This window comes from Geobacter sulfurreducens PCA, from assembly GCF_000007985.2.
Taxonomy (GTDB): Bacteria; Desulfobacterota; Desulfuromonadia; order Geobacterales; family Geobacteraceae; genus Geobacter; species Geobacter sulfurreducens.
In genome coordinates, this window is sequence record NC_002939.5 from 521,351 (window position 1) to 547,344 (window position 25,994).

The 25,994-nt window shown below is 60.8% G+C and carries 24 protein-coding genes; 18 read left to right on the top strand and 6 right to left on the bottom strand.

Annotated elements, in window-relative coordinates:
• Window positions 1-162 precede the first annotated feature (162 nt).
• Window positions 163-1,758, top strand: a complete 1,596-nt coding sequence (locus GS_RS02450; RefSeq protein ID WP_010941158.1) for an acetyl-CoA hydrolase/transferase C-terminal domain-containing protein — start codon at window positions 163-165, stop codon at window positions 1,756-1,758.
• A 103-nt stretch (window positions 1,759-1,861) separates the two neighbouring features.
• Here GS_RS02450 and GS_RS02455 read toward each other — a convergent pair whose 3' ends face one another.
• Together GS_RS02455 and xerC are read right to left on the bottom strand one after the other, a co-directional pair.
• Window positions 1,862-3,214, bottom strand: coding sequence for a DEAD/DEAH box helicase (locus tag GS_RS02455; RefSeq protein ID WP_010941159.1), 1,353 nt, complete (start codon window positions 3,212-3,214; stop codon window positions 1,862-1,864).
• A gap of 427 nt (window positions 3,215-3,641) precedes the next feature.
• Entirely contained in the window at window positions 3,642-4,526 is an 885-nt protein-coding gene (xerC, locus tag GS_RS02460; RefSeq protein ID WP_010941160.1) for a tyrosine recombinase XerC, read from the bottom strand.
• A 190-nt stretch (window positions 4,527-4,716) separates the two neighbouring features.
• Here xerC and GS_RS02465 point away from each other — a divergent pair, with 190 nt between their 5' ends.
• The 6 genes from GS_RS02465 (at window position 4,717) to GS_RS17385 (ending at window position 10,734) form a co-directional block, all read left to right on the top strand.
• Complete coding sequence (locus tag GS_RS02465; RefSeq protein WP_010941161.1) at window positions 4,717-5,976, top strand: NAD(P)/FAD-dependent oxidoreductase; 1,260 nt, start codon at window positions 4,717-4,719, stop codon at window positions 5,974-5,976.
• Window positions 5,964-7,094 (top strand): DUF362 domain-containing protein, encoded by a 1,131-nt coding sequence (locus GS_RS02470; RefSeq protein ID WP_010941162.1) that lies wholly within the window; start codon window positions 5,964-5,966, stop codon window positions 7,092-7,094. The genes GS_RS02465 and GS_RS02470 overlap by 13 nt, the downstream gene beginning before the upstream one ends.
• 299 nt (window positions 7,095-7,393) lie before the next feature.
• The gene (locus GS_RS02475; protein WP_010941163.1) at window positions 7,394-8,602 is read left to right on the top strand and encodes an efflux RND transporter periplasmic adaptor subunit; all 1,209 of its coding nucleotides are present in this window, start codon (window positions 7,394-7,396) and stop codon (window positions 8,600-8,602) included.
• Entirely contained in the window at window positions 8,603-9,310 is a 708-nt protein-coding gene (locus GS_RS02480) for an ABC transporter ATP-binding protein (RefSeq protein ID WP_010941164.1), read from the top strand.
• A complete protein-coding gene (locus tag GS_RS02485; RefSeq protein WP_010941165.1) occupies window positions 9,307-10,533 on the top strand; it encodes an ABC transporter permease in 1,227 nt (408 codons plus the stop codon). Before GS_RS02480 ends, GS_RS02485 begins: the two co-directional genes overlap by 4 nt.
• A gap of 30 nt (window positions 10,534-10,563) precedes the next feature.
• Window positions 10,564-10,734: a hypothetical protein gene (locus tag GS_RS17385; protein WP_010941166.1), complete on the top strand. Its 171-nt coding sequence runs from the start codon at window positions 10,564-10,566 to the stop codon at window positions 10,732-10,734.
• Between the two features lie 7 nt (window positions 10,735-10,741).
• On the opposite strand, the gene GS_RS02490 is transcribed toward GS_RS17385, so the two are convergent.
• Window positions 10,742-11,347 carry a M23 family metallopeptidase gene (locus GS_RS02490; RefSeq protein WP_010941167.1) on the bottom strand — a complete coding sequence of 202 codons (606 nt, stop codon included), beginning with the start codon at window positions 11,345-11,347 and terminating at the stop codon, window positions 10,742-10,744.
• Between the two features lie 8 nt (window positions 11,348-11,355).
• Window positions 11,356-11,487 (bottom strand): hypothetical protein, encoded by a 132-nt coding sequence (locus GS_RS17680; RefSeq protein WP_262421259.1) that lies wholly within the window; start codon window positions 11,485-11,487, stop codon window positions 11,356-11,358.
• Window positions 11,488-11,702: 215 nt separating this feature from the next.
• Between GS_RS17680 and typA the strand changes: the two genes are divergently transcribed.
• The 9 genes from typA (at window position 11,703) to mltG (ending at window position 18,126) form a co-directional block, all read left to right on the top strand.
• Entirely contained in the window at window positions 11,703-13,499 is a 1,797-nt protein-coding gene (gene typA, locus GS_RS02495) for a translational GTPase TypA (RefSeq protein WP_010941168.1), read from the top strand.
• Between the two features lie 115 nt (window positions 13,500-13,614).
• Window positions 13,615-14,379 (top strand): outer membrane protein assembly factor BamD, encoded by a 765-nt coding sequence (locus GS_RS02500; RefSeq protein ID WP_010941169.1) that lies wholly within the window; start codon window positions 13,615-13,617, stop codon window positions 14,377-14,379.
• 1 nt (window position 14,380) lies between these two features.
• A complete protein-coding gene (locus GS_RS02505) occupies window positions 14,381-14,752 on the top strand; it encodes a YybH family protein (protein WP_010941170.1) in 372 nt (123 codons plus the stop codon).
• A gap of 31 nt (window positions 14,753-14,783) precedes the next feature.
• The gene (gene crcB, locus GS_RS02510) at window positions 14,784-15,158 is read left to right on the top strand and encodes a fluoride efflux transporter CrcB (protein ID WP_010941171.1); all 375 of its coding nucleotides are present in this window, start codon (window positions 14,784-14,786) and stop codon (window positions 15,156-15,158) included.
• Between the two features lie 9 nt (window positions 15,159-15,167).
• Window positions 15,168-15,527 (top strand): DUF190 domain-containing protein, encoded by a 360-nt coding sequence (locus GS_RS02515; RefSeq protein WP_010941172.1) that lies wholly within the window; start codon window positions 15,168-15,170, stop codon window positions 15,525-15,527.
• Window positions 15,524-16,033 (top strand): rhodanese-like domain-containing protein, encoded by a 510-nt coding sequence (locus GS_RS02520; RefSeq protein WP_010941173.1) that lies wholly within the window; start codon window positions 15,524-15,526, stop codon window positions 16,031-16,033. Before GS_RS02515 ends, GS_RS02520 begins: the two co-directional genes overlap by 4 nt.
• A complete protein-coding gene (locus GS_RS02525) occupies window positions 16,033-16,449 on the top strand; it encodes a MauE/DoxX family redox-associated membrane protein (RefSeq protein ID WP_010941174.1) in 417 nt (138 codons plus the stop codon). Before GS_RS02520 ends, GS_RS02525 begins: the two co-directional genes overlap by 1 nt.
• Window positions 16,450-16,522: 73 nt before the next feature.
• Complete coding sequence (plsY, locus tag GS_RS02530; protein WP_010941175.1) at window positions 16,523-17,107, top strand: glycerol-3-phosphate 1-O-acyltransferase PlsY; 585 nt, start codon at window positions 16,523-16,525, stop codon at window positions 17,105-17,107.
• Window positions 17,104-18,126: an endolytic transglycosylase MltG gene (gene mltG, locus GS_RS02535; RefSeq protein ID WP_010941176.1), complete on the top strand. Its 1,023-nt coding sequence runs from the start codon at window positions 17,104-17,106 to the stop codon at window positions 18,124-18,126. Before plsY ends, mltG begins: the two co-directional genes overlap by 4 nt.
• 57 nt (window positions 18,127-18,183) lie before the next feature.
• On the opposite strand, the gene GS_RS02540 is transcribed toward mltG, so the two are convergent.
• Both GS_RS02540 and GS_RS02545 read right to left on the bottom strand, forming a co-directional pair.
• The gene (locus GS_RS02540; RefSeq protein WP_010941177.1) at window positions 18,184-20,718 is read right to left on the bottom strand and encodes a molybdopterin-dependent oxidoreductase; all 2,535 of its coding nucleotides are present in this window, start codon (window positions 20,716-20,718) and stop codon (window positions 18,184-18,186) included.
• Between the two features lie 123 nt (window positions 20,719-20,841).
• Window positions 20,842-22,860: an FAD-dependent oxidoreductase gene (locus tag GS_RS02545; protein ID WP_010941178.1), complete on the bottom strand. Its 2,019-nt coding sequence runs from the start codon at window positions 22,858-22,860 to the stop codon at window positions 20,842-20,844.
• 269 nt (window positions 22,861-23,129) lie between these two features.
• Between GS_RS02545 and GS_RS02550 the strand changes: the two genes are divergently transcribed.
• Window positions 23,130-24,254: an aminopeptidase gene (locus tag GS_RS02550; RefSeq protein ID WP_010941179.1), complete on the top strand. Its 1,125-nt coding sequence runs from the start codon at window positions 23,130-23,132 to the stop codon at window positions 24,252-24,254.
• Window positions 24,255-24,343: 89 nt separating this feature from the next.
• Window positions 24,344-25,984 carry a FapA family protein gene (locus tag GS_RS02555; protein WP_010941180.1) on the top strand — a complete coding sequence of 547 codons (1,641 nt, stop codon included), beginning with the start codon at window positions 24,344-24,346 and terminating at the stop codon, window positions 25,982-25,984.
• Window positions 25,985-25,994 lie beyond the last annotated feature (10 nt).

Consider the following 25,994-nt stretch of genomic DNA (forward strand, 5'->3'; position numbering starts at 1 on the left):
TTTAGCTTGACTAAAGAAATCCACTTAAGTAGAATCCGGTTCTACTTTTTGGTAGACGGTAAAGCGTTCAGTAGCGTTGATGTTATGCAAATGAGGTAACGGCGAAGTTTCGTTAAGCCGCAGAACGTCGCTGTAAACAACAAAACAGAACGGAGGTAAGAGATGTCAGAGTACGGCACACTGCAGGACCGCGTACGTTGCAAGTCACTGCTCAACAAGGTTATGTCGGCCGAGGAGACTATCCAGTTCTTCAAGCCGGGCATGAACCTTGGCTGGTCCGGCTTCACCCCGGCAGGTTATCCTAAGGCAGTGCCCATCGCACTGGCAGATCACGTTGAGAAGAACAGCCTGCAGGGCAAGATGAAGTTCAACCTCTTCATCGGCGCCTCCGTCGGGGCCGAAACCGAAGACCGCTGGGCCACTCTCGACATGATCGACCGTCGCTGGCCGTATCAGACCGGTAAGAACATCGCCGCCGGCATCAACGAGGGCCGCATCCGGATGGGTGACAAGCACCTCTCCCTCTTTGCCCAGGATCTGGGCTACGGCTTCTACACCAAGGACAGCGAAACCGGCAAGCTTGACCTCGCCATCATCGAGGTTTCCGCCATCACCGAAGACGGCGGACTGGTCCCCACCACCTCTTGCGGCGTTATTCCCGAGATCCTCATGATCTGCGACAAGATCATCGTGGAAGTGAACACCGGTCAGCCCTCCTTCGAGGGGATGCACGACATCGTCGTCTGCAACCACCCCCCGAAGCGCCAGATTCTGGGCATCACCCATGCCGGTGAGCGGATCGGTACAACCTACGTACCGTGCGACCCGAGCAAGATCATCGCCGTGGTTGAGTCCAAGTACCGTGACAAGGGGCGTGCCTTCTCCGAGCAGGACGACACCTCCGAGGCCATTGCCAACAACATCATCGACTTCTTCAGCCATGAAGTAAAGATGGGTCGTCTGCCCAAGAACCTGCTTCCGCTCCAGTCAGGCGTCGGTTCCATCGCCAACGCTGTAATCGGCGGCCTGGCCAAGGGTCCTTTCTCCAACCTGACCGTTTACACCGAAGTTCTCCAGGACACCATGCTCGACCTGTTCGATTCGGGCAAGCTGGATGCCGCTTCCTCCTGCTCCCTCTCTCTCTCCGAGACCCCGGGCTTCCCCCGTTTCTTCGAGAACTGGGAGAAGTACTTCGACAAGATCACCCTGCGTCCGCTCTCCATCTCCAACGCACCGGAGCCGATCCGCCGTCTCGGGTGCATCGCCATGAACACCCCGGTCGAGATCGACATCTATGCCCACGCCAACTCCACGCTGGTCGGCGGCACACGGATGATCAACGGCCTCGGCGGTTCCGGCGACTTCCTTCGCAACGGCTTCTTGAAGATCATGCACACTCCGTCGAGCCGTCCATCCAAGACCGACCCGACCGGTATCTCCTGCGTGGTGCCGCACTGCTCCCACATCGACCACACCGAGCACGATCTGGACTGCGTGGTCACCGAGCAGGGTCTGGCCGACCTCCGTGGTCTGGCACCGAAGGATCGCGCAAAGCGGATTATCGAGAAGTGCGCCCACCCGGACTACAAGCCGATTCTCAGCGAGTACTTGGCAATCGCCAGTGCCGATTGCCTCAAGCGCAAGGTGGGCCACGAGCCGCAACTGTGGGACCGCGCCTTCAAGATGCACCTCAACCTGGAGCGCAACGGCACCATGAAGATCAAGAACTGGGACGTGAAGGTCGATCTCTGCGAGTAAGGTCGACAGTCAGTATCAGGCATGAAAAAAGCCCCGCCGAACTTCGGCGGGGCTTTTTCGTATCTCTCAACGGGGGAAAACGGGAACGGTATCCCCTGGCGAATTATGATGATCTACGGGGTTGTCCTGCTCCGTGCCTCCCTGTCCGGTATTCCACAACCGGATCTTTTGACCGTCTGCTCCCCCAGGATGTACGGTCCGACGATTTACCGGACCGGCCGGGCGCGGCGCCGGAGGGGCGGTTCGAGGAGCCCTTCCGGGCGGGACCGGCTCCCATTCCCGGTTTACGGCCTGATCCCGCTGATACGCGGCGAAGCGGGCGCGAGGGTTCCAGCCCAGGGATGTGGTGTTCGGGGAGTGTCTGGCCGATGTAACGCTCAATGCGGGCCAGGTAATTGACCTCGTTGAGCGAGGCGAAGGAGATGGCGATTCCCGAGGCGCCTGCCCGGCCGGTGCGGCCGATGCGATGGACGTAATCCTCGGCGAACTTGGGCAGGTCGAAGTTGATGACATGGCTGATGCCGGTAACATCCAGCCCCCGGGCTGCCACGTCGGTGGCTACGAGAAGCCTGATCCGTCCTTGCTTCATGGCGGCAATGGTTCGATTCCGGGCGTTCTGGGGCATGTCGCCATGGAGTGCTGCTGCCGAATGGCCCTGGGCCTTGAGTTCCAGTGCCAGGTTTTCGGCATCACGCTTGGTCGCCGAAAAGATAATTGCCCTGCGCAGGCTTTCGTCGGTAATCAGGTGCCGCAGCAGCCGGTTCTTGTGGTGCAGGTCATCTGCCACGTGAAGGCGCTGTTCAATGTGCTCATGGGTAGTTTTGGTGCCGGCGATGTCGATCCGCTCCGGCTCACGCAGGAGCCGGCCCGCCAGTCTGGCCATGGCGCTGTCCATGGTTGCCGTAAACAGCAGGGTCTGACGCGTGGCGGGGGATGCGGCGGCGATGCGGTCCACGTCGTCGCTGAACCCCATGTCGAGCATCCGGTCCGCTTCGTCGAGGACCAGCAATTCGAGACGGGAAAGATCGAGACTCCTCCGGTCGAGCAGGTCTACCAGCCGACCCGGCGTGGCCACGATGAAATCAACGGGCGCGGAGAGAAGGCGGAGCTGTGCGTGGTAGGGCATGCCGCCGAGGATGGCGCCACTGCGTACCCGCATGAATGCCCCGTACGTCCGCACTGCGTCGGTAACCTGCTGGGCCAGCTCACGGGTAGGAGTGAGCACGAGCACACGCGGCCCGCGCCCGGGGCCCTGAGGCGGAGAACTCAGCCGTTGCAGGGCCGGGAGGACGAATGCGGCGGTTTTGCCGGTACCGGTCTGGGCGGTGGCAAGCAGGTCCACGTTCTCCAGTGCGCGGGGAACTGCGGCAGCCTGGACCGGCGTCGGCTCTGTGTAACCACAGGCGGCTACGGCTTTGAGAATGTGCGGGGCAAGTTTCAGTTCAGCAAAGGTCATGCAAGGATCCTTGTGGGTTTCGCCGGCCAGGGGCAAGCCGCTAACGGGCCGCACGGGTGCAACGCACCACGCCGCACGAGCCGTCAGGGCTGCCGTAGCTGTCGTCGAAACGGGAAAAAGTTTATGTGCGCGCCGCAGGGCAACCTGATGCCCTGAACAGGGTCGGCAACAACACAGAACTGACTGGCATGAAACATCGTCGCCAACCATGTGTGCTGCCGCGCCGAAGAGCGTGCTGAAAGCAGAGGGGGTTAGTGATCGATGAAGCAAAGGGCGGGGGTACTTCGGGGTATGCCGGAGGGCAGAATCCGCCTGAGCGTTGTTCAGTCAGCGGTAACTGTACGGGATACTGGTGGAAATGACAAGGATTTTTTGTCGGCGGGCGCTGAACACCGTCCGGTGGCGGCTTTGCGCATCCGGATGAGGCTCAGGTGCGTGCCTTGGGATGGGCCTTGTCGTACACTTCCATGAGACGGTCGATTCCCACGTGGGTATATTTCTGGGTGGTTGAGAGCGAGGCATGTCCCAGCAGTTCCTGGATGGCACGCAGATCGGCTCCTCCCTCAAGGAGGTGAGTGGCAAAGGTGTGGCGCAGGGTGTGGGGAGATATCTTCCTCATGGCGGCGACTTTCAGGATATGCTTGTCCACCACCCGCCGGACGCTACGGGCGGTAAGCCGGCCTCCCCGAGCGTTGGTGAAAAGGGGGACCTCCAGGGGAGGGTGGTTACGGGCGGCCAGATAGGAGCTTAGGGCGAGGCGGGCATGGCTCCCGATCGGAACTACCCGTTCCTTGCCACCCTTGCCGAGGACACGGACCGTGCCGTCAGCCAGGTCGATCCCCCCCACATTGAGGCCGGTCAGCTCCGAAACCCTGACGCCGCAGGAATAGAGGGTTTCCAGAATGGCCCGGTCGCGCAGGCTCAGGACGCCGGGTTCCCGGGGAGACTCCACCAGGGCGGTCACCTCATCGATGTTCAGGTGGAACGGGACCTTCTTCTCGCGCTTGGGGGTGCTGACCAGTTCTGCCGGGTTGCGCGGCAGGGCTCCGGTGCGGACAAGGTAGGTAAAAAATGCACGCACTGCGGCCAGTTTACGGCCGATTGAGCTCCTGGCGTGAGATTGATGGAGCTGGGCAAGCCAGCGCCGGACCAGGAGGTGGCTTATGGCCGCCGCGCCGGCTCCGGCGCCCAGTTCTCCCCGGACGAAGTCCCTGAATTGGGCAAGGTCGGACTCATAGGCGGCGCGAGTGTGGGGGGAAACGGCGCGCTCGTTCTCCAGGTAGCGGATGAAAGTGGTTACTTCAAACTCCACGGCTGCCTCCGGGTAGGATCGTGCGATCGGCCTATGATAACAGATTCCATTGACCGTGCGAAGGCCGGTTGTGTATCGCCCTGAATCGGGGTATGCTTCCTCAGTTGTCCTGTCCGCTTGACCTGTGTCAAGGCGGGTGCGGCGGAAGGGCGATATTCTTATGTAACTATTTTCGGGAGGTACGAACGGCGTGAAACGAGTGGTTATCATCGGTATGGGTTTTGGCGGCATCAGGGCGGCACGAACCCTGGCGCAAAAGGGGCTGGATGTGGTTCTCGTGGACCGAAACAATTACCACCTCTTCCAGCCACTCCTCTACCAGGTGGCAACCGCCGGTCTCGAGCAGGAATCTATTGCCTATCCGGTCCGCGCAATGGCCCGCGGTTGGACCGGGACACGGTTCCAACTGGCCGAGGTGACCGGCGTCGACTTCGAGGCCCGCCAAGTCGTTACCGACAACGGTACCATACCTTACGACTATCTCGTGATCGGTGCAGGAAGCGTCACCAACTATTTCGGGCTGAAATCGGTGGAGCAGCATGCCTTTGACCTGAAAGAGCTGGTCGATGCCGAGCGGCTGCGCAACCATATCCTCACGGCTTTCGAGCGGGCCGTGGTTGAACCCGATCCGGCCAAGCGCCGAGCTCTCATGACATTCGTGATCGTGGGCGGCGGCCCCACCGGCGTCGAGTTTGCCGGCGCCCTCATCGAGCTGGTCCGGTACGTGCTGACCAAGGATTACCCGGAACTGAGCGTTCAGGCTGCGCGGGTCGTGCTGGTGGAGGCCTTTGACCGGCTTCTGGCAGCCATGCCGGCCGAGCTGCAGGGCTACACCCTGGAAAAGCTCCGGGGCATGGGGGTCGAGGTGCTGCTCAACGCCCGCGTGGTAGACGCAGGGCCTGAACGGGTAACCCTGCATGACGGTGCCGTCATTCCGGCCCATACTCTGTTCTGGTCCGCAGGGGTCAAGGCTGCACCTCTGGCGGCGACCCTCGGCGTTGAACAGAACCCGGGCGGACGGATCGCGGTGGAGCCCGATCTGACGTTGCCCGGCCATCCCGATGTCTATGTGGTCGGGGATATGGCCTGGCTGGAGCAGGATGGTGCTCCCCTGCCCATGGTGGCTCCGGTGGCAATGCAGATGGGAATCCATGCCGGAAAGTCGATTCTGGCCCGTGAGCAGGGGGCGCCTGCCCCCCCTTTCAGGTATCACGACAAGGGAAGTATGGCCACCATCGGCCGGAGCGCCGCCGTGGCCAGCGCCTTCGGCATGAATCTCCGCGGATATGCGGCCTGGATAGCTTGGCTCCTGCTGCACCTCTACTACCTCATCGGCTTTCGCAACCGTATTGTGGTCATGCTCAACTGGATCTGGTACTACTGGTTCCATGAGCGCCAGGTGCGCCTCATCACGGAGCGTGAAACACCGGGCAACGGATGCACACGGTAGCCGTCGAACGGGCCGCACGCTACGATCCTTCAGAGGTTGCCGAAGCCATGGACCGGGCCCTCGCTTCCCTGGGAGGAATGGATACCTTTGTCCGTCCTGGTGAGCGGGTTCTGATCAAGCCGAACATGCTGGCTGCCAAGGCACCCGAGCGGGCGGTGACCACCCACCCGGAGGTGCTGCGGGCCGTGATTCGGCTCGTCCGGAAGGCCGGCGGAATCCCGCTGGTGGGCGATTCTCCCGGTATCGGCGGCTTTCGGGCCGTGGCGGAAAAGAGCGGCATGGCTGCCGTCGTCCGGGAGGCCGGTGCCGAACTGGTCCCGTTTGACGAGGCTGTTGCCGTTCCGGGCAGCGGGCTCTTCAGGCGTATGGATGTGGCGCGACCCTACCTGGAAGCCGATCGGCTCATCAACCTTCCCAAGCTCAAGACCCACGAGATGATGACCATGACCTGCGCCGTGAAGAATCTTTTCGGCGCAGTGGTCGGGACCGCCAAGGCGGGCTGGCATCTCAAGGCCGGCGCCGACCGGGAGCTGTTTGCCCGGCTTCTCCTGGAAATCTACCTTCTGAGGCCACCGGATCTGACCATCGTTGACGGCATTGTGGCCATGGAGGGTGATGGTCCGGGCAGCGGAGACCCCAGGCCGATGGGGCTCATTCTGGCTGGAGCCAATGCCGTGGCGGTGGATGTGGTAGCCGCGGAACTGGCGGGTATTCCGAAGCAGCTCCTCTGGGTCGAGCGTGCCGCCGAACGGCTCGGCATCGACGGCTGGGACCGGTCCCGCATCGCGACGGTCGGACTCCCGCCCGACGATGCCCGGGTGCCGGACTTTCGCTTGCCGCACCTGTCGGACGTCCAGTTCGGCATCCCCGGTTTCCTCAAGAACCGGCTTCGTCATCATCTCACTGCGCGGCCGGTGCCGAACCCCGAGGGGTGCCACCTGTGCGGGGCGTGCCTTGACGCCTGTCCTCCACGGGCCATCTCCGTGCGCGACGGGCGTCTCCATTTCGACTACCACGCCTGCATCCGCTGCTTCTGCTGCCGCGAACTCTGCCCCGACGGCTCCCTCGGGGTACGGGATGGAGTGCTGCTGAAACTGCTCAAGAAATTCAAGGAGTAAACTTTAATGGCTCCGCTCCTTGACGTTGCGGGGGGGCAGGATTATCATAACTATAACCTCGCGCACTGAGGAAATCCCCCTGAAAGGAGACCCCAGGCCATGTGGACCACGATCTATATGCTTCGTCCGGTTACCCGCTGCAAGGAGGGTTGCCGACGCCGGCCCGTCGCCTGATGGTGGCGGGCGTTACGATGAGCCCCCTGTCGTTTGCGGCAGGGGGCTTTTTCATGTCAACGGTTGGTGCGTTCTGCCGTTTTTGATATATAATCCCCGTGCCATCTTTCCCCCATGAGGTGAGAATGAAAAAAGCAGCCATCATCGCGGCGGTTGTCATCGTAGCCGTAGCGGGAATCTATTTCGCCTTCGGCAAGCGTGAACCCGAACGGACCTACAAGACTGCAAAAGTGGAACGGGGCGATGTCGTTGCCACCGTCTCCGCCACGGGCAACCTGAGCGCCGTCACTACCGTTCAGGTCGGGACCCAGGTCTCCGGCACCATCTATCGCCTGCTCGTGGACTACAATACCCCCGTGAAAAAGGGACAGGTCATCGCCGAGATCGATCCGGCACTGTTTCGGGCCGACGTGGAGCAGGCAAGGGGCAACCTTCTGAGCGCGCAGGCGAATCTCCTGAAAGCCAGGGCCACTGCCGCCGATGCCAAGCGGACCATGGAGCGCAACCGGCAACTGGTCAAGGAGGGAGTTGTCTCCCAGAGCGACTTCGACACCGCCGAAACCGGTGCCCAAGAGGCCGCCGCCGCCGTCAAGGCCGCTGAAGCCTCGGTCGTCCAGACCCGGGGTGCCCTGTCCCGGGCGGAAACCAACCTGAAGAACGCCACCATCCGGTCGCCGGTGGATGGTGTCGTCATATCCCGGGCCGTGGACGTGGGACAGACCGTGGCCGCCTCCTTCCAGACCCCGACCCTGTTCACCATCGCCCAGGATCTCACCCGGATGCAGATCGAGACCAGCGTTGACGAGGCCGACATCAGCCGCGTGCGGATGGGACAGCAGGTTACCTTCACCGTGGATGCCTACCCGGACGAGAAGTTCAATGCCCGGGTGGCCCAGATCCGCAATGCCCCGGTCATTACCCAGAATGTGGTCACCTACGTGGTGGTTATCACCGTTGACAACCCCGACTTGAAGCTCAAGCCGGGCATGACTGCCAATGTGGCCATTGAGGTGGGCAAAAAGGAAAAAGTGCTCAAAGTTCCGATGGCTGCACTGCGGTTCAAGCCCCGCGCGGACGGTGACGAGGGTGAGCGCCGCGCTCCGTCCGGTCCGGCAAAGGCGAAGCGGGAGGCGGGACAGCAGGTCTTCATCCTGTCACCGGAGAAGAAGCCGGTGCCGGTGAAGGTACAGACCGGTCTCGGCAACGACAGCCATGTGGAGATCGTCTCCGGAGCCTTGAAGGAGGGAGACGAGGTGATCGTTCAGGAGACCACTCCCAGGGATAAACAGAAGAGCGGCGGCAGCGGCAGATCTCCCATGGGGATGCGGTTCTAGATGGGCGCGGTCGTCAGGCTCGATAACGTCGCCAAGGTCTACACCATGGGGGACCAGCGGGTGGAGGCCCTGCGGGGCATATCCTTCTCGGTGGAGCAGGGGGAGTTCATCGCCATCATGGGGTCGTCCGGGAGCGGCAAGTCCACCTGTATGAACATGCTCGGCTGCCTGGACGTACCGACCTCCGGCACCTATCTGCTGGAAGGGGTGAACGTAGGTGATCTTTCGCAGAATGAGCTGGCCGCCATCCGCAACCGCAAGCTCGGCTTTGTCTTTCAGGGGTTCAACCTCCTCCCTCGCACCACGGCACGGGAAAACGTCGAGCTTCCCCTCGTCTACGCTGGAGTTAACGCCGCACAACGGCGTGAGCGCGCGCTGGCGGCCCTGGCCATGGTGGGGCTTGCCGAACGGGCGGGTCACTACAGCAATCAGCTTTCCGGCGGTCAGCAGCAGCGGGTTGCCATTGCCCGGGCACTGGTGAACGCCCCGGCCCTGCTCCTGGCGGACGAGCCGACCGGCAACCTGGACAGCACCACCAGTGAAGAGATCATGCGGATTTTCGCGGAGCTCCACGGCAAAGGAATCACCATCCTCATGGTCACCCACGAGCCCGACATCGCTGCGTGGGCGTCCCGCTCCATAACCTTCCGCGATGGCCGGATCATTGCCGATACCACCGTGCCCGCGCCGGGGGAGGGCCAGGCATGAACCTCCTCATGAGCCTCCGGATCTCGTTGCGGGCCCTGCTCGCCAACAAGATGCGCTCATTTCTCACCATGCTCGGTATCATCATCGGCATCGCGGCCGTCATCATCATCGTGGCCATCGGCAGCGGCGCCCAGAAGGTGGTGTCCGACGTCATCGCCAGCATCGGCAGCAACATCATTCTGGTAATCCCCGGCTCCACCACCAGCGGCGGGCTTCGTATCGGCGCCGGCTCAGTTCCCTCCCTGACTCAGGACGATGCCCGAGCCATTAACACCGAACTCCCCTCGGTGCTGCGCGCTGCCCCAACGGTGCGGGGCACCGCTCAAGTGGTGGCCGGCAACATGAACTGGTCGACCATGATCATGGGGGTTACGCCGGAGTTTCTGCAGGTGCGGGAGTGGCAGGTGGTGTCGGGGCGTGAGCTTTCCCCTTCAGACATCGAGGGGGCCTCAAAGAACTGTATCCTTGGGCAGACCGTGGCCGAGAATCTCTTCGGTTCCGAAGATCCCATCGGCAAGACCGTCCGGATCAAGCGGGTTCCCTTCATCGTGGTCGGGCTGCTGGACCGCAAGGGGCAGTCCCCTCAGGGGAGCGACCAGGACGACATCATTCTGCTTCCTCTGAGTACGGCCCAGCGCAAGATCCTCGGTTCCCAGTTTCCCAACACCGTGGGGGCGATCATGGTGCAGGCCAAGAGCCGGGAATTGATGGATCAGGCCGAAGAGGAACTGACAACGCTTCTCGACCAGCGCCACCGGATCGGTCCGGCCAAAGAGAGGGACTACACGGTGCGTAACCTGACCGAGATCCTGGCCGCCTCGGAGCAGTCCCAGAAGATGCTCACGATTCTCTTCGGTGCTGTGGCATCCATTTCACTGATCGTGGGCGGCATCGGCATCATGAACATCATGCTGGTATCGGTCACGGAGCGAACGCGGGAGATCGGCATCCGGATGGCCATCGGCGCCCGGCAGCGCGACATTCTCCTTCAGTTTCTGGCCGAGGCGGTGCTTCTGACACTTCTGGGGGGAGTCATCGGCATGGCCATTGGCATCGGGGGGGCCACGCTGATTTCGCAGTTCTTTGGCTGGCCCACGATGATTTCATCAAAGGCAATCCTGCTCGCCTTTGCCTTCTCCGGCGGAGTCGGGATATTTTTCGGATTCTATCCGGCACGCAAGGCTGCGGGGCTCAACCCCATCGAGGCACTGCGCTATGAATGAGTTGGATTTTGGACGCTATGGGGAGGGGCTGTGAAGACGCTGCTGGTGTTTCTGGCCGTGACCCTGCTGAATGGGGCGTTTCTCTATCCGCTGTTCTATCTGGGGCTGGAGAGGGAGGTGTCGTGGTGGCTGGTGGCCGCCATGGTCGTCGTCGGTGCGTTCTGCATCTACCTGCTGGTGCGCTATCGCAAAAGTCTGTGACCCGCCGTTACTGGAAACCGTCGTCTGAGGGGAGCGCCAGCTCGGCCAAGGGGTCTCGGGGGCCGGTATCGGTTCCGTCACCCTGGGCGGTCGCCACGTGGTCTTCAACCCATCCCTCGATCCGCTCTGCCACCAGCACTTTCAGTTGTTCCTCCATCCGGTCCCGTGCTTTTTGTGTGTACCCGGGGATTTGGCGGACCTCGTAGTGAACATGGGGGCCGGTTGAGCGCCCGGTGTTGCCCGACAGGGCGATAACCGTGGACGTGTCGACTTTTTGTCCTTCCGTGACGAGAAGTGTCGCGTTGTGCCCATACAGGGAAACATAGCCGTTACCGTGGTCCACTGCAACCAGGTTGCCGTACCCCTTGTAGAGTCCCGCATGGAGGACCATACCCCGCTCGGTGGGATAGACCGGCGTGCCTTCGGGCACGGCGATGTCGACCCCGTGATGGTAGACCTGGCGGCCGCTGCCGAAGGGGTCGATCCTCCAGCCGATGCCGGAGGTGACGGTGCCGCCGTCCACGGGCAAGCGGCGAGCCGCTGCGGCAGGCGAACTTCCCAGGCCCACGGCCAGGGAAAGAGACAGGAGTATAGCGAGGATACGACGGGTCACGGCGGTTTTTACCTGGTCAGCCCGAGAATGATGAGGCTGACGGACAATGCGGCGAGACCGAGCATGAAGGCCATGATTGGCCTGTCTTCCTTGATTGCGCCACGAGTAAGCGTATGCAGAACGTCTTTGAATAGTGACATGGCAGCGCACTCCGATTGCGTGAGGCTGAACATATCAGAGCAACATATATGCCATGAGTGCCGGGCCGAAATCAACCCTATCGCCACTTTTAACTTGTCATTTCAAGGCAAAATTGTCATAGTGACCATACTTTGAAGACGGGCGTCACGCTCGTCTTTTGTTTTTTACCGGTCCGCGCACAGCGGCCGTACCCTTCAGTCAGGAGTCGCGTTTCATGCAGGAGAGAATCAGAAACATCGCCATCATTGCCCACGTTGACCACGGCAAGACCACTCTCGTGGATGCCATGCTCAAGCACGCCGGAGTGTTCCGGGAAAACGAAGCCATCACCGAGCGGGTCATGGATTCCAACGACCTGGAGAAGGAGCGGGGCATCACCATCCTGGCAAAAAACCTGTCGGTCCACCATGGCCGCTACAAGATCAACATTGTCGATACCCCGGGCCACGCCGACTTCGGCGGCGAGGTGGAGCGGGTGCTCAAGATGGTCGATTCGGTGCTGCTTCTGGTCGATGCCCTGGACGGCCCCATGCCCCAGACCCGCTTCGTGCTCAAGAAGTCCCTCGACCTCGGTCTGAAGCCGATCGTGGTCATCAATAAGATTGACCGCCCCGGTTCACGCCCCGACGAGGTGGTGGACATGGTTTTCGACCTGTTTTGCGAACTGAACGCGACCGATGAGCAGCTCGACTTCCCCATCGTCTATACCAGTGCCAAGCTCGGATTCGCCAAACTCGACCTCAATTCCGACTCTAACAGCATGGAGCCCCTCTTCGCGGTAATCGAGAGTAACGTCCATCCGCCGGCCGGCGATTCGAAGGCCCCGTTCCAGCTCCTCGTGACCAATATCGACTACAACGACTACATCGGCCGGATCGCCACCGGCAGGATATTCAACGGCCGGGTGAAGGCCGGCGAGACCGTGGCGCTCGTGCGGCGCGACGGGAGCATCGAGCGGGGACGCATCACCAAGCTCCTGGGATACGAGGGGCTCAAGCAGGTGGAGATCCCCGAGGCGTGTACCGGCGACATCGTTACCGTGGCCGGTTTTGACGACGTGGGCATCGGCGAGACGCTGGCCGCTGCAGACAATCCGGTGGCGCTTCCCTATGTGTCGATCGACGAGCCGACCATTTCAATGAACTTCATTGTCAATTCCTCCCCCTTTGCCGGCCGTGAGGGGAAGTTCGTCACCTCCCGCAACATCCGGGAGCGCCTTGACCGGGAGTTGCGCACCAACGTGTCGCTACGGGTGGAGGATACGGCCAACGCGGACACGTTCAAGGTTTCCGGCAGGGGCGAGCTTCACCTGTCCATCCTTATCGAGAACATGCGGCGCGAAGGATTCGAGATGGCGGTTTCCAAGCCGGAGGTCATCTTGCGGGTGATCGACGGCACGAAGATGGAGCCGATGGAGTACCTGGTGGTGGACGTTCCCTCCGAGTTCCAGGGTGCCATCATCGAGAAGATGGGACCTCGCAAGGGGGAGATGACCTCCCTGCAGCCCATGGGCGAGACAGTGCGGCTGGAGTTTGTCGTGCCGGCCCGGGGGCTCATCGGGCTGCGGGGAGAACTCCTCACCGAGACGCGGGGCACTGCGGTCATGACCCACACCTTCCACGACTATGCCCCTTACAAGGGTGATATCCCGGGGCGCAAGAACGGCGTCCTCATTGCCATGGAACTCGGCGAAACCACTGCCTATGCCCTCGACGCACTCCAGCCCCGGGGAATCCTCTTCATCGGTCCCGGTGTGGAAGTCTACGGGGGGATGATCATCGGCCAGCACGCCAAGGACAACGATCTGGACGTGAACCCCTGCAAGGGAAAGAAACTTACCAATGTCCGTGCCTCCGGTTCGGACGACGCCATCAAGCTCACCCCGCCGCGCATCCTTACCCTGGAGCAGGCCCTGGAGTTCATTGACGACGACGAACTGGTAGAAGTGACCCCGCAGTCCATCAGGCTCAGAAAGAAAGAACTCGACCCGAACAAGCGGAAACGGAAGTGAAAGGAGACGCTTCACCGGTGTGTAAAGTTCCCCCGGCTCCGGCTAGGGAACTTTACTTGACTTTGCCGGGTGATTTTTCTACTTTCATCAGTGATATCCGACGGAAGGTGAGACCATGAACGTGTCCAGGCTCTGCTCCCTCTACCCGACCCTGCTTATCCCGCTGCTCTTTGTGGCCGGCTGCGGGCTTTTCGCCTCTTCTACGGCTCCGGTGAGCCGCAGCCCCGAGTCCATGGCCCGGGAGGCTGAGGAGTTTCAGAGTTCCCGTCGATTCGAGGACGCCATAGCCCAGTGGCGCAAGGTGAAGGAAAGTTACATTTCCCCTGAACTGATAACCCTCGCCGAGATCAAGATCGCCGACGCCCAGTTCGACAGCGGCAACTACATTGAAGCTGCCGCATCCTACGAAGAGTTCCGCAAACTTCATCCCAACCACGAGAAGTCGGCTTATGCACTTTACCGCCAAGGCCTGAGCTATTTCAACCAGATCCACGGATTCGACACCGACCAGACCCCCGTATCCAACACGGTAACCATTTTCGAGTCGTTTTTGCGCCTCTATCCCCAGTCCGAGCATGCGGAAGAGGTGCGCAACAAGCTTGACGCGGCGCGCCAGAACCAGGTCCAGTACGAGATTTACGTGGGACAGTTCTATTACCGTACCGAAAAGTACACCTCCGCCATCAAGCGGCTGGAGGATGCCCTCAAGCGCTATCCCCGTTCTCCGCTCCACGACGAGACCCTCTACTACCTGGGCAAGGCCTATATCAAAGCTGGCGACAAAGCCGGCGGACGTGAGGCGTTCCAGCGGCTTTTCAATGAGTTCCGCACGAGTAAGTACGTGGACGAAGCCCGCTCGTTCCTGGACAAGAACTTCTGACATGAGACGCCTTGCGGCGCTGCTGTTCCTGCTTTCCCTTGCCGGTTGCGGCAGTGACCGGCGCGCCGTGGAAGAGGTCCTGCGGCTTCGAGAGGAGGCTCTCAGCCGGGGAGACGCTGCCCTTTATGCATCTCTTCTTGCTCCCGCGTACCGGCAGGCGCGGCCCGACCTGGAGCAGAACCTGCTGATTTCCGGTCCGATCGGCTACCGCTCGCTGGAACGCCGAATCCGCCTGGATGGAACCACTGCCGAGGTTGCCGGACGCTACGTGATGAAGGCGAACGTCAAGGGGCGGATCTTGGAGTTGGCGGGACAGGAAACCATTGTTCTGCATCGGGAGAAGGACGGCTGGAAGATTGCCGGCGGGCTGTGAGAGCAATCCTCGCCTCGTTGGACACCCATTCATGACGACCATCCTTGCCATAGCCGTTTTCGGCGCCGTCGGCTGTGTTGCCCGCTATCTCCTGGCGGGCGGGGTCTACGCCCTGGCCGGCAGGGCGTTCCCTTGGGGGACGTTGGCGGTCAACGTCATAGGGGCATTCCTCATCGGCCTGATCATGGAAGCCGCTCTCCGGACCACCTTAATGTCCCAGGAACTGCGCCTGGGGCTCACCATCGGTTTTCTCGGCGGATTCACCACCTTTTCCACCTTCAGCTATGAGACGTTCAAACTCTTGGAAGATGGAGAGTTTTTCTCTGCCTCGCTTAACGTCCTTGCCAGCGTGGCCCTCTGCCTCGTCGGTACGTGGGCCGGGATAATGGCGGCGCGGCAGCTGTAGGGAGGCGTCATGACGAGATTCATCGGCGAAAAGATACTCATGCGAATTTTCATCGGCGAGGGAGATCGCTGGGGATCCCGCCCTCTCCACGAGGCGCTTCTGGAGCTGCTCAGGCGTGAAGGATGCGCCGGCGCCACGGTGCTGCGGGGGGTGGCAGGCTTCGGGGCATCAAGTGTCTGTCATACTGCCAGGCTTCTGGATCTTTCCGCCGACCTTCCCATGGTGGTGGAAGTGGTTGACGATCAGGAGCGGCTCGATGCTCTGATGCCGAAGATAGACGACATGATGACGGGCGGGATGATCACGTTGGAGAAGGCTACGGTGATCCGCTATACGCCGGCAGGGAAGGGAGGAGCCGCAACGCCATGAAGTCAGATCCGAAACGACTTGCCGCTGAAATGGCGATCATTGTCGTCGTGGCCGCCATCATCGGCATAACCTGGAATTACCGGCTTCTGGCAGATGTCTTTCAGGGGCGCGCCGTGGGGGCGGGAACATCTGACCCTCCCCCGGCGGCGACCGTTGCATCGGCACCAATCCCTCTCCCTCTGGGACTCATGCAGGTGAAGGAGCTCTTTGACCGCAACGAGGCCCTCATCATCGACGCCAGGGATCGCGACTCTTATGGCGCCGGACATATCAGGGGCGCTGTCCTGCTCCCCCTTGGCGAGGCTGACCAACTTATCCCGCCACTGGCGGCCAACACCCCCAAGGATCGCTTTCTGATCGTCTACTGCAACGGATACGACTGTCACGACAGCCGCGCTTTGGGGGAGAAACTCATCCGGGCGGGCTTTGGCCAGGTTTTCGTCTTTGAGGGAGGGTTCCCCGAATGGCGGGACGCAGGCTATCCGGTAGCTAGGGGAGGTGCGTGATGGATGCGGTGAAACGTCACCTCACGGCACTGCTGCGGGTTGCTCTCGGCGTGGTCTTTCTCTACGCAGCTGTCATTAAGATAGCTAATCCTCCCGCCTTTGCCGGCAATGTGGCCGCCTACCAACTGCTCCCGTATGCCGGCAACTACCTGGTAGCAGCCATCCTGCCATGGATTGAGGCAATCTGCGGTTTGTTGCTCGTCACGGGCTGGAGAGCCCGCAGCGCCGCAGCCCTCGTGGCGGTCATGAACATCCTGTTTATCGTTCTGCTCATTTCCACCGTGGCCCGGGGGCTTGACATCGACTGCGGCTGCTTCCGCCAGGGGGGAGAGAAAACTTCTGCCTGGACGGCCATTTTCCGCGATATTATGTTGCTTGTTGCGGCCGTTTTCGTCTTTCGCAAAACAAAACAATGAACAGTCCGCCATATTGCCGCATCCCGAAAATTGATGTAGGATGCGTACGTTTCATGAACAGCTGGAGACCCGCGTGCTGAACGAGCTCATTCTTACCGCCGTCGCCTACATTGTCGGATCGATTCCCACGGGACTGCTCCTGGCCCGTGCCTCCGGCGTCGACATCCGCGCCACCGGCAGCGGAAACATCGGTGCCACCAATGTTTACCGCACCCTTGGCCGTACCGTCGGCATCGCCACCCTGCTGGGCGACTGTCTTAAAGGACTTGTGCCGGTTCTCGTGGCGCGCAAGCTCGGCTTTGCCGATCCCTGGGTGGCCGCCGTCGGACTTGCCGCCTTTCTCGGCCATGTGTATACCATCTTTCTCGGCTTCAAGGGAGGGAAGGGAGTCGCCACGGCTCTGGGGGTTTTTCTTGGCGTTTCACCTCTGTCCGTACTCGGGGCGCTCGCCCTCTTCATCGGCATTGTCGCCACAACTCGCTACATCTCGCTCGGATCCATCATCGCTGCTGCCGCCATGCCTTTATTTGTGGCCGCCGTGGAGCGACGCCCCCTCCTTGTGGGGATGACGCTTGTCATCGCGGTCATCGTCATCGTCAAGCACCGGGAGAACATACGCCGATTGCGCGAGGGAACCGAGAACCGTTTCAAGGCATGAAAGTATCCGTCAACCTCCGCGACAGACGCCTCCTTGTGGTGGCGGCCCTGATCATCGCCAGTATCCTTGCCCCGTTGGTCCGTTATGGGCTCTTCCTCGCCGTGCCAGCCGGCAACGGGAAAAACGTCCGGATTCTCTCCTTCGAAAAGGGGGCCACCCCTCGGCGTATTGCCGGTGAGCTTGAGGCGGCCGGGCTGATCACCAGTGCCCGGCTGTTTGTATTCCATGCCCGTCTGCATGGAGAGGCCGAACGGCTCAAGGCCGGCGAATACCAATTCTCCGATGCCATGAAGCCCGCAGAAATTCTCCACAAGCTGGTGGCCGGCGAGGTCTATGCTCAACCTTTCGCCGTTCCCGAAGGATATTCCATGTACCAGGTCGCGGAATTGCTGGAAGGTAAAGGAATGTTCTCGCGGGAACGCTTCCTGGCTGCCGCTACTGATCCGTCGTTTCTGGCCGAACTCGGCATCCAGAGCAGCAGTGTCGAGGGCTACCTCTACCCGAGCACCTATGCCGTTTCCCGATCCATGGACGAAAAGGATCTGATTCGGGTCATGGTATCCCAGTTCGACAAGATCTATGCGGCCGGATTCGCAGAGGAGGCGCGTCGCCGGGGGATATCGCGGCATCGAGTGGTGACCCTTGCCTCAATGATTGAAAAGGAGGCTGTTTCTCCGGCGGAACGCCCTCTGATCTCCTCGGTTTTCCACAATCGCTTGGCCAAGGGCATGCGCCTCCAGAGCGACCCCACTGCGGTCTATGGTGTGCGAGCCTTTGGCGGGAACGTGACCCGTCAAGATATCCTGCGGAATACCTCGCACAATACCTACCGCATCGCCGGACTTCCGCCGGGCCCCATCGGTAATCCGGGACGCGACGCTCTGGCTGCCGCCCTCAATCCGGCCGCCACCCGCTATCTCTATTTCGTGGCCCGTAAGGACGGTACGCACCATTTTTCAGCCACGCTGGTGGAACATAACGCAGCAGTCCAACGATACTTGAAAGATCCCACCAAATGAAAAAAGCCCCGCCGTTAAGCGGGGCTTTTTGTTTCGAATACGATTGTTCGCCCGGAATCAAGCTTTTTCCACCGTGACGGGAACAACTCCGCCGTCACGGGACAGAAGGGCGTTCACGTTCATGCCGCGGAAATGGCTGGGTGCGAAAAGCAGCCCCGGTTGAACCCGCGGCGTTATCTTCGCCGTTCCTTCAACCTTCACCGACCCGGCACTCAGCCGCACCTTACCTCCTTCGGCAATGCCGAGCTTTGCCGCATCGTTCGGATGAATCTCGATATATCCCTTGGGGATGATTTCCAGATTGTTTTTAGACCATGTGGTGGTCGTTCCGCTGTGATAGAGGATGGTGCCGACCAGAAGGGTCGTTGGTGATCCGGCAACCGCCCTGGCGGATACCGGCGCCAGGGCTAGGCCGCCCGAACGCGGCTGCGCGGTAATGGTGCCGCCGGTCCGGCCAACAGATGCATAGGCGGGAACGAGCGCCGCAACTTCGTCGAGCACGGCTGCGGGTGAATGTATGCGGCTCTCACCCGTCAGGCGATTGTACAGTTCGGTAAGGATGTCCCAGTCCTCACGGGCGTCGCCCGACGGAGCAACCGCCTTGGCAAGGGGTTGCACTCTGCCGTCAATGGTCGTGAATGTTCCGTTCTTCTCGGCGGCTACGGATGAAGGGAAGACCACGTGGGCCATTTTTGCGGCCTCACCAGGGAATGGGTCCTGGACAATGAGGAGTTCCAACTTCTCCAGGGCCTTACGTATCCGCTCTCCTTCCGGAAACGATGCCACCGGGTCGCAGCCGAGGAGGTAGAGGGCCTTGACGCTTCCCTGCTCGATGCCTTCAATGATTTGCCAGAGATCCTTGCCGGCAGCGGCAGGAAGTTTTTTGCCCCACGCTTTCTCGAAGGTGGTGCCGTCTGTCTGATGACCGGGGAAGTGGTCGGGAGCAACCCCCATATCGAGAAGACCGCGGATATTGGTCTTCTCATACACCGGGAAAAGCCCGCCGGTATCGCCTGCAGTGGCGCCAAGAATCAGTGCGAGGTTGATTAGAGCCTTCACCGCGTCGGTATTGCCGCCACGCATGAGTTCGGCGCCGAAGATGACGGCAACTCCCTTCTTGCCTCCGACAAGCCGCGCTGCTGCGCGCAGATCCGCTTCTGTGACGCCGGTCGCCGCGGCGGCATCGGCAATCGAGACTCCTGCCAGGGCCGCGGTCAGGTCGGAAAGATTGCTGATGTTCGCGCTGCAGAACTCCTTGTTTTCCAGGCCTTCTTCGAGAACAGCTTTGGTCAGGGCATTGATGAGAAGAGTTTCGTTTCCCGGCCGGTATTTAAGATGGCTGTTGGCGAACTTCTTGAGCTTAATGTCGCGCATGGCGGCAAGAACCAGCTTTGCATTGTTCTTTGTTGCTGCCTTGATGACCCGATACTCCATGCCGGTCGCCTCGGCGTTCAGGTCGCAGCCGACAACGAGAACAGCGGTAGCTCGGTCAATGGCATCAATGGTAGTGCTGGCACCGGCGATGCCAAGCATTTCCCTCAGGACCTTCTGAGTCGCGGCAAAGCCGAGGCGCGCCTCCGAATCGATGTTGCCGGTGCCGATCGCCGAACGCATGAGCTTCTGGAAAAGGTAGTTATCTTCGTTGGTGACCCGGGGAGAACCGAATCCCGCGACGGCGTCGGCGCCATGGCTGGCCACGATCTGCTTGAGCGCTGTTGCTGCAGTTCCCATAGCCGTATTCCAATCGGCTTTCTGGCCTTTCACCATCGGCTCGGCAAGGCGATCCGGGGAATTGATGTAGCTGTAGCCGAAGCGGCCATTGATGCAGAGGTTGCCGCTGTTGTAGGTCGAGTCGTCGCTGGTTACGCGTTCCACCCGACCGTTACGGCTGTGGTATTCGATCTGGCAGCCGGTAGCGCAGAAGGGACACACGCTCGGCGTTGTCGTGAAGGCCCAGGGGCGGCCGCGGAATTTGAACGGCTTGCTGATAAGAGTGCCGGTGGGGCAGGCGGCCACACAGTTGCCGCAGAATTCGCAGTTGAGAGGGTTGCCGTCCACCGTATCGATAATGGTGGCTTCACCCCTGTTGACTACCCTGATGGCGTTGCAGCCGACAATTTCATGGTCGACCTTGACGCATTTCTCGCAGAGGATGCAACGGTTAGGATCGCTCTCAATCAGGGGCCAGTCGTAACGGATTTTGCGACGCTCAAGCACGGCGCCGTATTCCTGTTTTGCAGCGCCGAGGCCATAGCAGGCATTCTGGAGATCGCATTCACCGCCTGCATCACAGACGGGACAGTCGAGGGGGTGGTTCACCAGCATCAGTTCCATGATCTTCTGGCGAATCCTCGATAGTTTCTCCGACTGGGTCGTTACCTTGATCCCGTCTTTGACCGGCGTGTTGCAGGCCGTCATGGGCCGGTCGACCCCTTCGATCTCAACCGCGCAGACGCGGCAGGCACCGGTAGGCGACACCTTCTTGAGCCAGCAGAGGGTCGGTATCGTGATCCCGAGGAGCGCCGCCGCATCGAGGATCGTGGTCTCCTTCGCTACTGTGATGTCCTTCCCGTCGATTGTAAGACTGACCATATCCGTTTCACCCCTGGATAAGAGGCTCCCGGCCGGGAACGCACCGACGCCCGGGATCGTTGCCGATACCCGGGCCGCCGTGGCCCCGGCCGTGGGCCGAAGTGGCATGCTGAATGTGATGGACTAAATGGCGGCCATGGCGACCCGGTAGCACCGGAGGCAGCGCTCTGCTTCCTCCACTGCCTGGGTATCGACAAAGCCGAGTTCCACTTCCTGGTAGTTGCCCTTGCTCGCCCGCTCTTGGCCGTGGACCTCGGCTTGGTGGGCCCGCTCCCGGGAGTCGAGCCAGGGAACCTTTTCGTTCTTGTCGTAGACCGGCATGTTCGTGAGGATGTCCTCCATGAGTTCGTCCTCGGTAAGGTATGCCTTTCCTTCTTCAAGCCAGCGCTGAATCACCCGCGCGGCCCGATGTGCATTTCCAATGCAGGCGACGACGGTCAGGGGGCCTATTTCGGCATCGCCGCCCGCGAAAACACCCTCAAGGTCAGTGATGAGTACCCGTGCAAGGGGGTTGCCCATGCCGTCTTTCAAGTCCTTGCCCGCCGCATCCTTGAGAGGAACGTACTTGGTGACAACGGTGTTCCACTTGGTGATGTCGATTCCCAGGTTGTCGGGGATGAAGGAAAGATCGGGATCCTGGCCAATGGCCGGGATGACGGTGTCACACTCGACCACGAACTCGCTGCCGGGAACCGGCTCGGGCCGGCGCCTCCCCGAGGCGTCAGGCTCACCGAGGGCCATTCGGACACATTCCACACCGGTCACCTGCTCGTTCTCATCCACGAGTACCCGTGTGGGGAGGACCTGGAACTCAAATCGTACCCCTTCTTCGTCGGCACCGTCCACTTCCCATACGTCGGCCGGCATTTCCTTGCGCGAACGACGATAGAGAAGTGTGGATTCTTCCGCTCCTTCCCGGAGAGCAACCCGCACGCAGTCAATGGCAGTGTTGCCGCCGCCAACCACGACCACCTTTTTCCCCATGCCGGTGGGGCGTCCCATGTAGGCTTCCCGGAGAAAGTCGATACCGCCCTTCAGGAAGCCCTTGTAGCCCTTGTCTTCTCCCTCGACGCCCATGGGCTTGGAGCGGTGGGCGCCTGGTGCCAGGAAGACGGCGTCGAATTTCTGCTTGAGCTCTTCTAGGGAGATGTCTTTGCCGATGCGGGTGTCATAGATGATATCCACACCCATGGAGGAAATGATGTCGATATCGCGTTGGAGCAGGTGCCGCGGTTGGCGGTAGGGGGGGATGCCGACGGCGATCATACCGCCGCCGTATCCTTCGGGCAGGGCCTCGTAGATGGTGCAGGGATATCCTTCAAGGGCCAGGTAGTAGGCGCAGGCAAGGCCTGCCGGGCCGGCCCCGACAATGGCGACTTTCTTGTTTTTTTGCGGCTTGGGTTGCATGGGGGGGGCTGCGTTGTGCATCCACTCGTAGTCGGAGGCGGAACGCTTGAGCACCATGATGTTGACCGAGTCGTCCACGTTCTTGCGGCGACAGTGGGTCTCGCAGGGGTGCGGGCACACCCTGCCGCAGACCGACGGCAACGGCATGTTGTCGCGGATGATATCAAGCGACTCATCGAATCGGTATTCCTTGATCGCCTCGATGTAGGCGGGAATGTCGATATGGGCCGGGCAGCGGTCCATGCAGGGGGCGGTGTACTTGTCGATGAACCGGTGTACGTTGGCGGGTTTGCGGATGCCGGTGATATAGGCGAGGAAATCTTCCCGGAAGTGTTTCACTGCATCGAGAACCGGGATCGTTGAGCTTTGGCAGAGGGTGCACTTGCAATTGGTGAGCAGGTCCGCCAGATCGTCGATGGTGTCGAGGTCTGCCTCTGTGGCCCGCCCCTCAATGATGGCCGCCAAAACGTCGGCAAGAACCTTGGTCCCCTTTTTGCCGGGGGTGCACTTGCCGCAGCAATACTGGGTCTGCACGCGCTTCATATATTCGGCCGCCATGGCCGGCACGTCAACCTTCAGGTCGTAAAGGATGATCCCATCCCACCCCATGAACGCGGCAATCTGCCGCTCGCCATCGAGGGTGGTCGGAAGGCGGAAGCTCACGTCCTGGGCTTCTCCCCCCTTGCGGTTATCGACGATTGTTCTTCCCCAGCTGGAAAAAACCACCTGTGCCACGTACGCCTCCGTTCAGACCTTCGCAGAGATGGTCGACGATGCTTAACTTTTTGAATTTACAAAACAAATATTGCTTTGCAAAGTGTATACAGTATGCACTATCTAACACAACATTCTTTGATAAATCAAGGGAAAAAATAATTAAAAAGCTGTTTCCGGGCGGGATTGTCATTTGCTATAGTTTTGGCTGCCCGGAGCCTCAGCGGCGCTGGGGGGATCGTTGCGGCGGCACGGAGTCCGGCAGTGCCGGGCCGGGAAGGGAGGGCTGTATGTACCGGGAGGCGTTCGCATCGCTGTTCGGAATTAATATGGGCGTGACGGCTGGAGAACGTATTCTTGTTTTCGGCGACAGGGCAAGATCTGACGAGGTGCTTTCGGCTGAGGATGCCGTCCGCCGGCAGCGGCTTCTGGCCGTTGCGGAAGAAGCCGGCCGATATGCCGATACCTCATACGGTAATGCCTCTTTTGTCTCATTCCCAGCCACCGCCGCGTCGGGTGCCGAACCGCCTGAAGTTCTCTGGCGTGCCGCCTTTGGCGATGCCGCAGTGAATGCCCTGGCGGCAGAGGGGGTTCTTACGCGCCTGCTGGCAAAGGAGGCGACCCCGGAGGACCTGGAGCGGGCTCGCCGGGTCGTGTTGTCCAACCGTCATGCCGCCGCGCAGGTGGTGGTTGCTCTCTCCAACAACTCCACGAGTCATACGCGGTTCCGTCACCTGGTCAATGCGGTTGGCGGCCGCTTTGCCAGTCTTCCCCATTTTGACCCTGACATGTTCTTTTCCTCCATGCGGGTTGATTGGCACCAGTTGGCCGAACGGACCCGCCGGGTGGCTGATGCGGTTAATGGCGCGACCGCCCTGCGGGTGGAAACACCGAACGGTACGCGTATGAGTTTCAGCAAGGAGGGGCGGGTTGCCAAGGGAGACGATGGGCTTCTTTCCGCAGCGGGAAGTTTCGGCAACCTCCCTGCGGGAGAGGTCTACCTGGCTCCGCTGGAAGGAACAAGTGAAGGAGTCATGGTGCTCGAATGGGGGCCGACGCGCCGGCTCGACACTCCGGTCGAACTGGTGGTCAGGGCCGGTGCTGTCGTGGAGGTACGAGGCGACGATCTCCTGAGAGCAGCACTGGAGCGGAAGTTCGCCGAGAGCGATCTGAACCGGAATATCGCCGAACTGGGCATCGGTACCAATGATCGGGCAACCCGGCCGGACAACGTCCTCGAAGCAGAAAAAATCCTTGGCACCATTCATATTGCCCTGGGTGATAATTCCGGCTTCGGTGGCACGGTGCAGACACCGTTCCACGAAGACTATGTTTTTTACCGTCCCACCCTCATCCTTGTCTCGGAAGCCGGCACTGAAACCGTCCTGCTGCGCAACGGCAGTCTCTTGCTCTGAATATTCAAGAGTTTTTGTCTCAAGAATCGGCTTATTCTGTCGATATGTATACGTAAGAAGGTATCTATTACCCCTCAAGGGGGTGTGCTATGGCCGGGGAGATAGAAGACGCAAAAGTCGGTCTCACCTTTCGGCTTGACGGTGGAGGGTACAAGCTCAGCGCGAGCTTTGTGCCGACCGATGAAAAACCGCCCATCAACCTCACTTGGATCAAGCAGGCTCTAGCCGCAGCGGGGTTTGCCGACCTCTATCTCTACGAGCACGCCCTGGTGGAGCTGCTGAAGCGTTACAACGCCGCTAGCCAGCCGTTCACCTTTGACCTGGGCGAGCGTCGCAACGGTTCTTTCACCATCACCTGTACCCCCGATAACCTGGAAGCCCGTCTAACGATCATTCCGGCGTACGGCGGCAAAGCGGTCGCTGCGGAGCAGGTCAGGCAGGCACTGAAGGAAAAGGGGATCGTCTTCGGTGTTGACGAAGAGGCCATCAATCGGGCCATTGCCGACGGCGTGGCCTCTGATCTCCTGGTGGCACGGGGAATACCACCCCAGTCGGGCACCGATGGTGAACTGGTGAGCTTCGTTCCCGAGATCCGCGATCGCCAGCCTCAACTCCTCGATGATGACAGGGTCGACTACCGGAACCTGGGGCAGATTCTCAGTGTCCGTGCCGGCGAACCCCTCATGCGCCGCATTCCGCCCGTTGAGGGTGTTGCGGGGACCAGTATCACGGGGAAAGCCATTTCCTCCCCGCCTGCACGGGATGTAGCCTTTGCCCCGAATCTACCGGGGACTGCCTTTGATGCTGATGATCCCAACCTCCTCGTGGCCGCCGTGGACGGCCAACCCGTCCTGGTTGCCAACGGAATCGTCGTCGAACAGGTTCTCCGGCTGAAGCTCGTCGATCTGTCCGTCGGCAATCTGGATTTCAACGGAACCATCGATATCGCCGGAGACGTGGTTGCGGGAATGACCGTCAAAGCCAGCGGTGACATCATCATTGGCGGAGTGGTTGAGGCATCCAGAATTGAAGCTGGTGGGAATATTGAGGTCCGTGGCGGTGTCATCGGCCAGGGGGATACCCGCTCCTCGGCTGCGGAAGCGGGGAGGGACACGGTGCGGATAAGGGCCGGTGGGTGCGTCTCTGCCCAGTTTGTCGAGAATGCCTTCGTTGAGGCGGGCGACAGCATCCAGGTGCAGGAGTTCTGCATGCAGAGCGAACTGGTGGCGGGCAACCAGATTGTCGTAGGGCATGACGGCGGAAGCAAGGGGCACGTCATTGGTGGCAGCTGCCAAGCGATCAATCTGGTCCGGGCGGTAACCCTCGGTTCGCACGCCGGCGTGCATACCACCGTGAGCGTGGGGGTCGACCCCCATGTTCGGGAACGTTTTTCCACTGTGCGCCTCAAGCTCCAGGAAAAAGAGCGGGAAATGGACGAGCTTGCGAAGAAGCTTGAGTACTACGTGTCGCTGCCGTCGGCCCAGCCGGAACAGGTTGCGCGCACCCGTGAGGCCAGGGACAAGCTTCAGTCGGTCATTTCGGAGCTCACGGGGGAAAAGAAGCGTCTCCAGAAGCGCCTGGAACAGGTGGCCAGCGCCCAGGTCGTTGTGGAACGAGAGGCCCTGGTCGGGGTCGTGATATCCATCGGCGCGAAGGTCTTCCAGGTTGACGAGGATCTGGGCGCAACGGTCTTCCGCATCGAAGAAGGAGCCATTGTCGCTTCTTCCTGAGGCAAGCGGT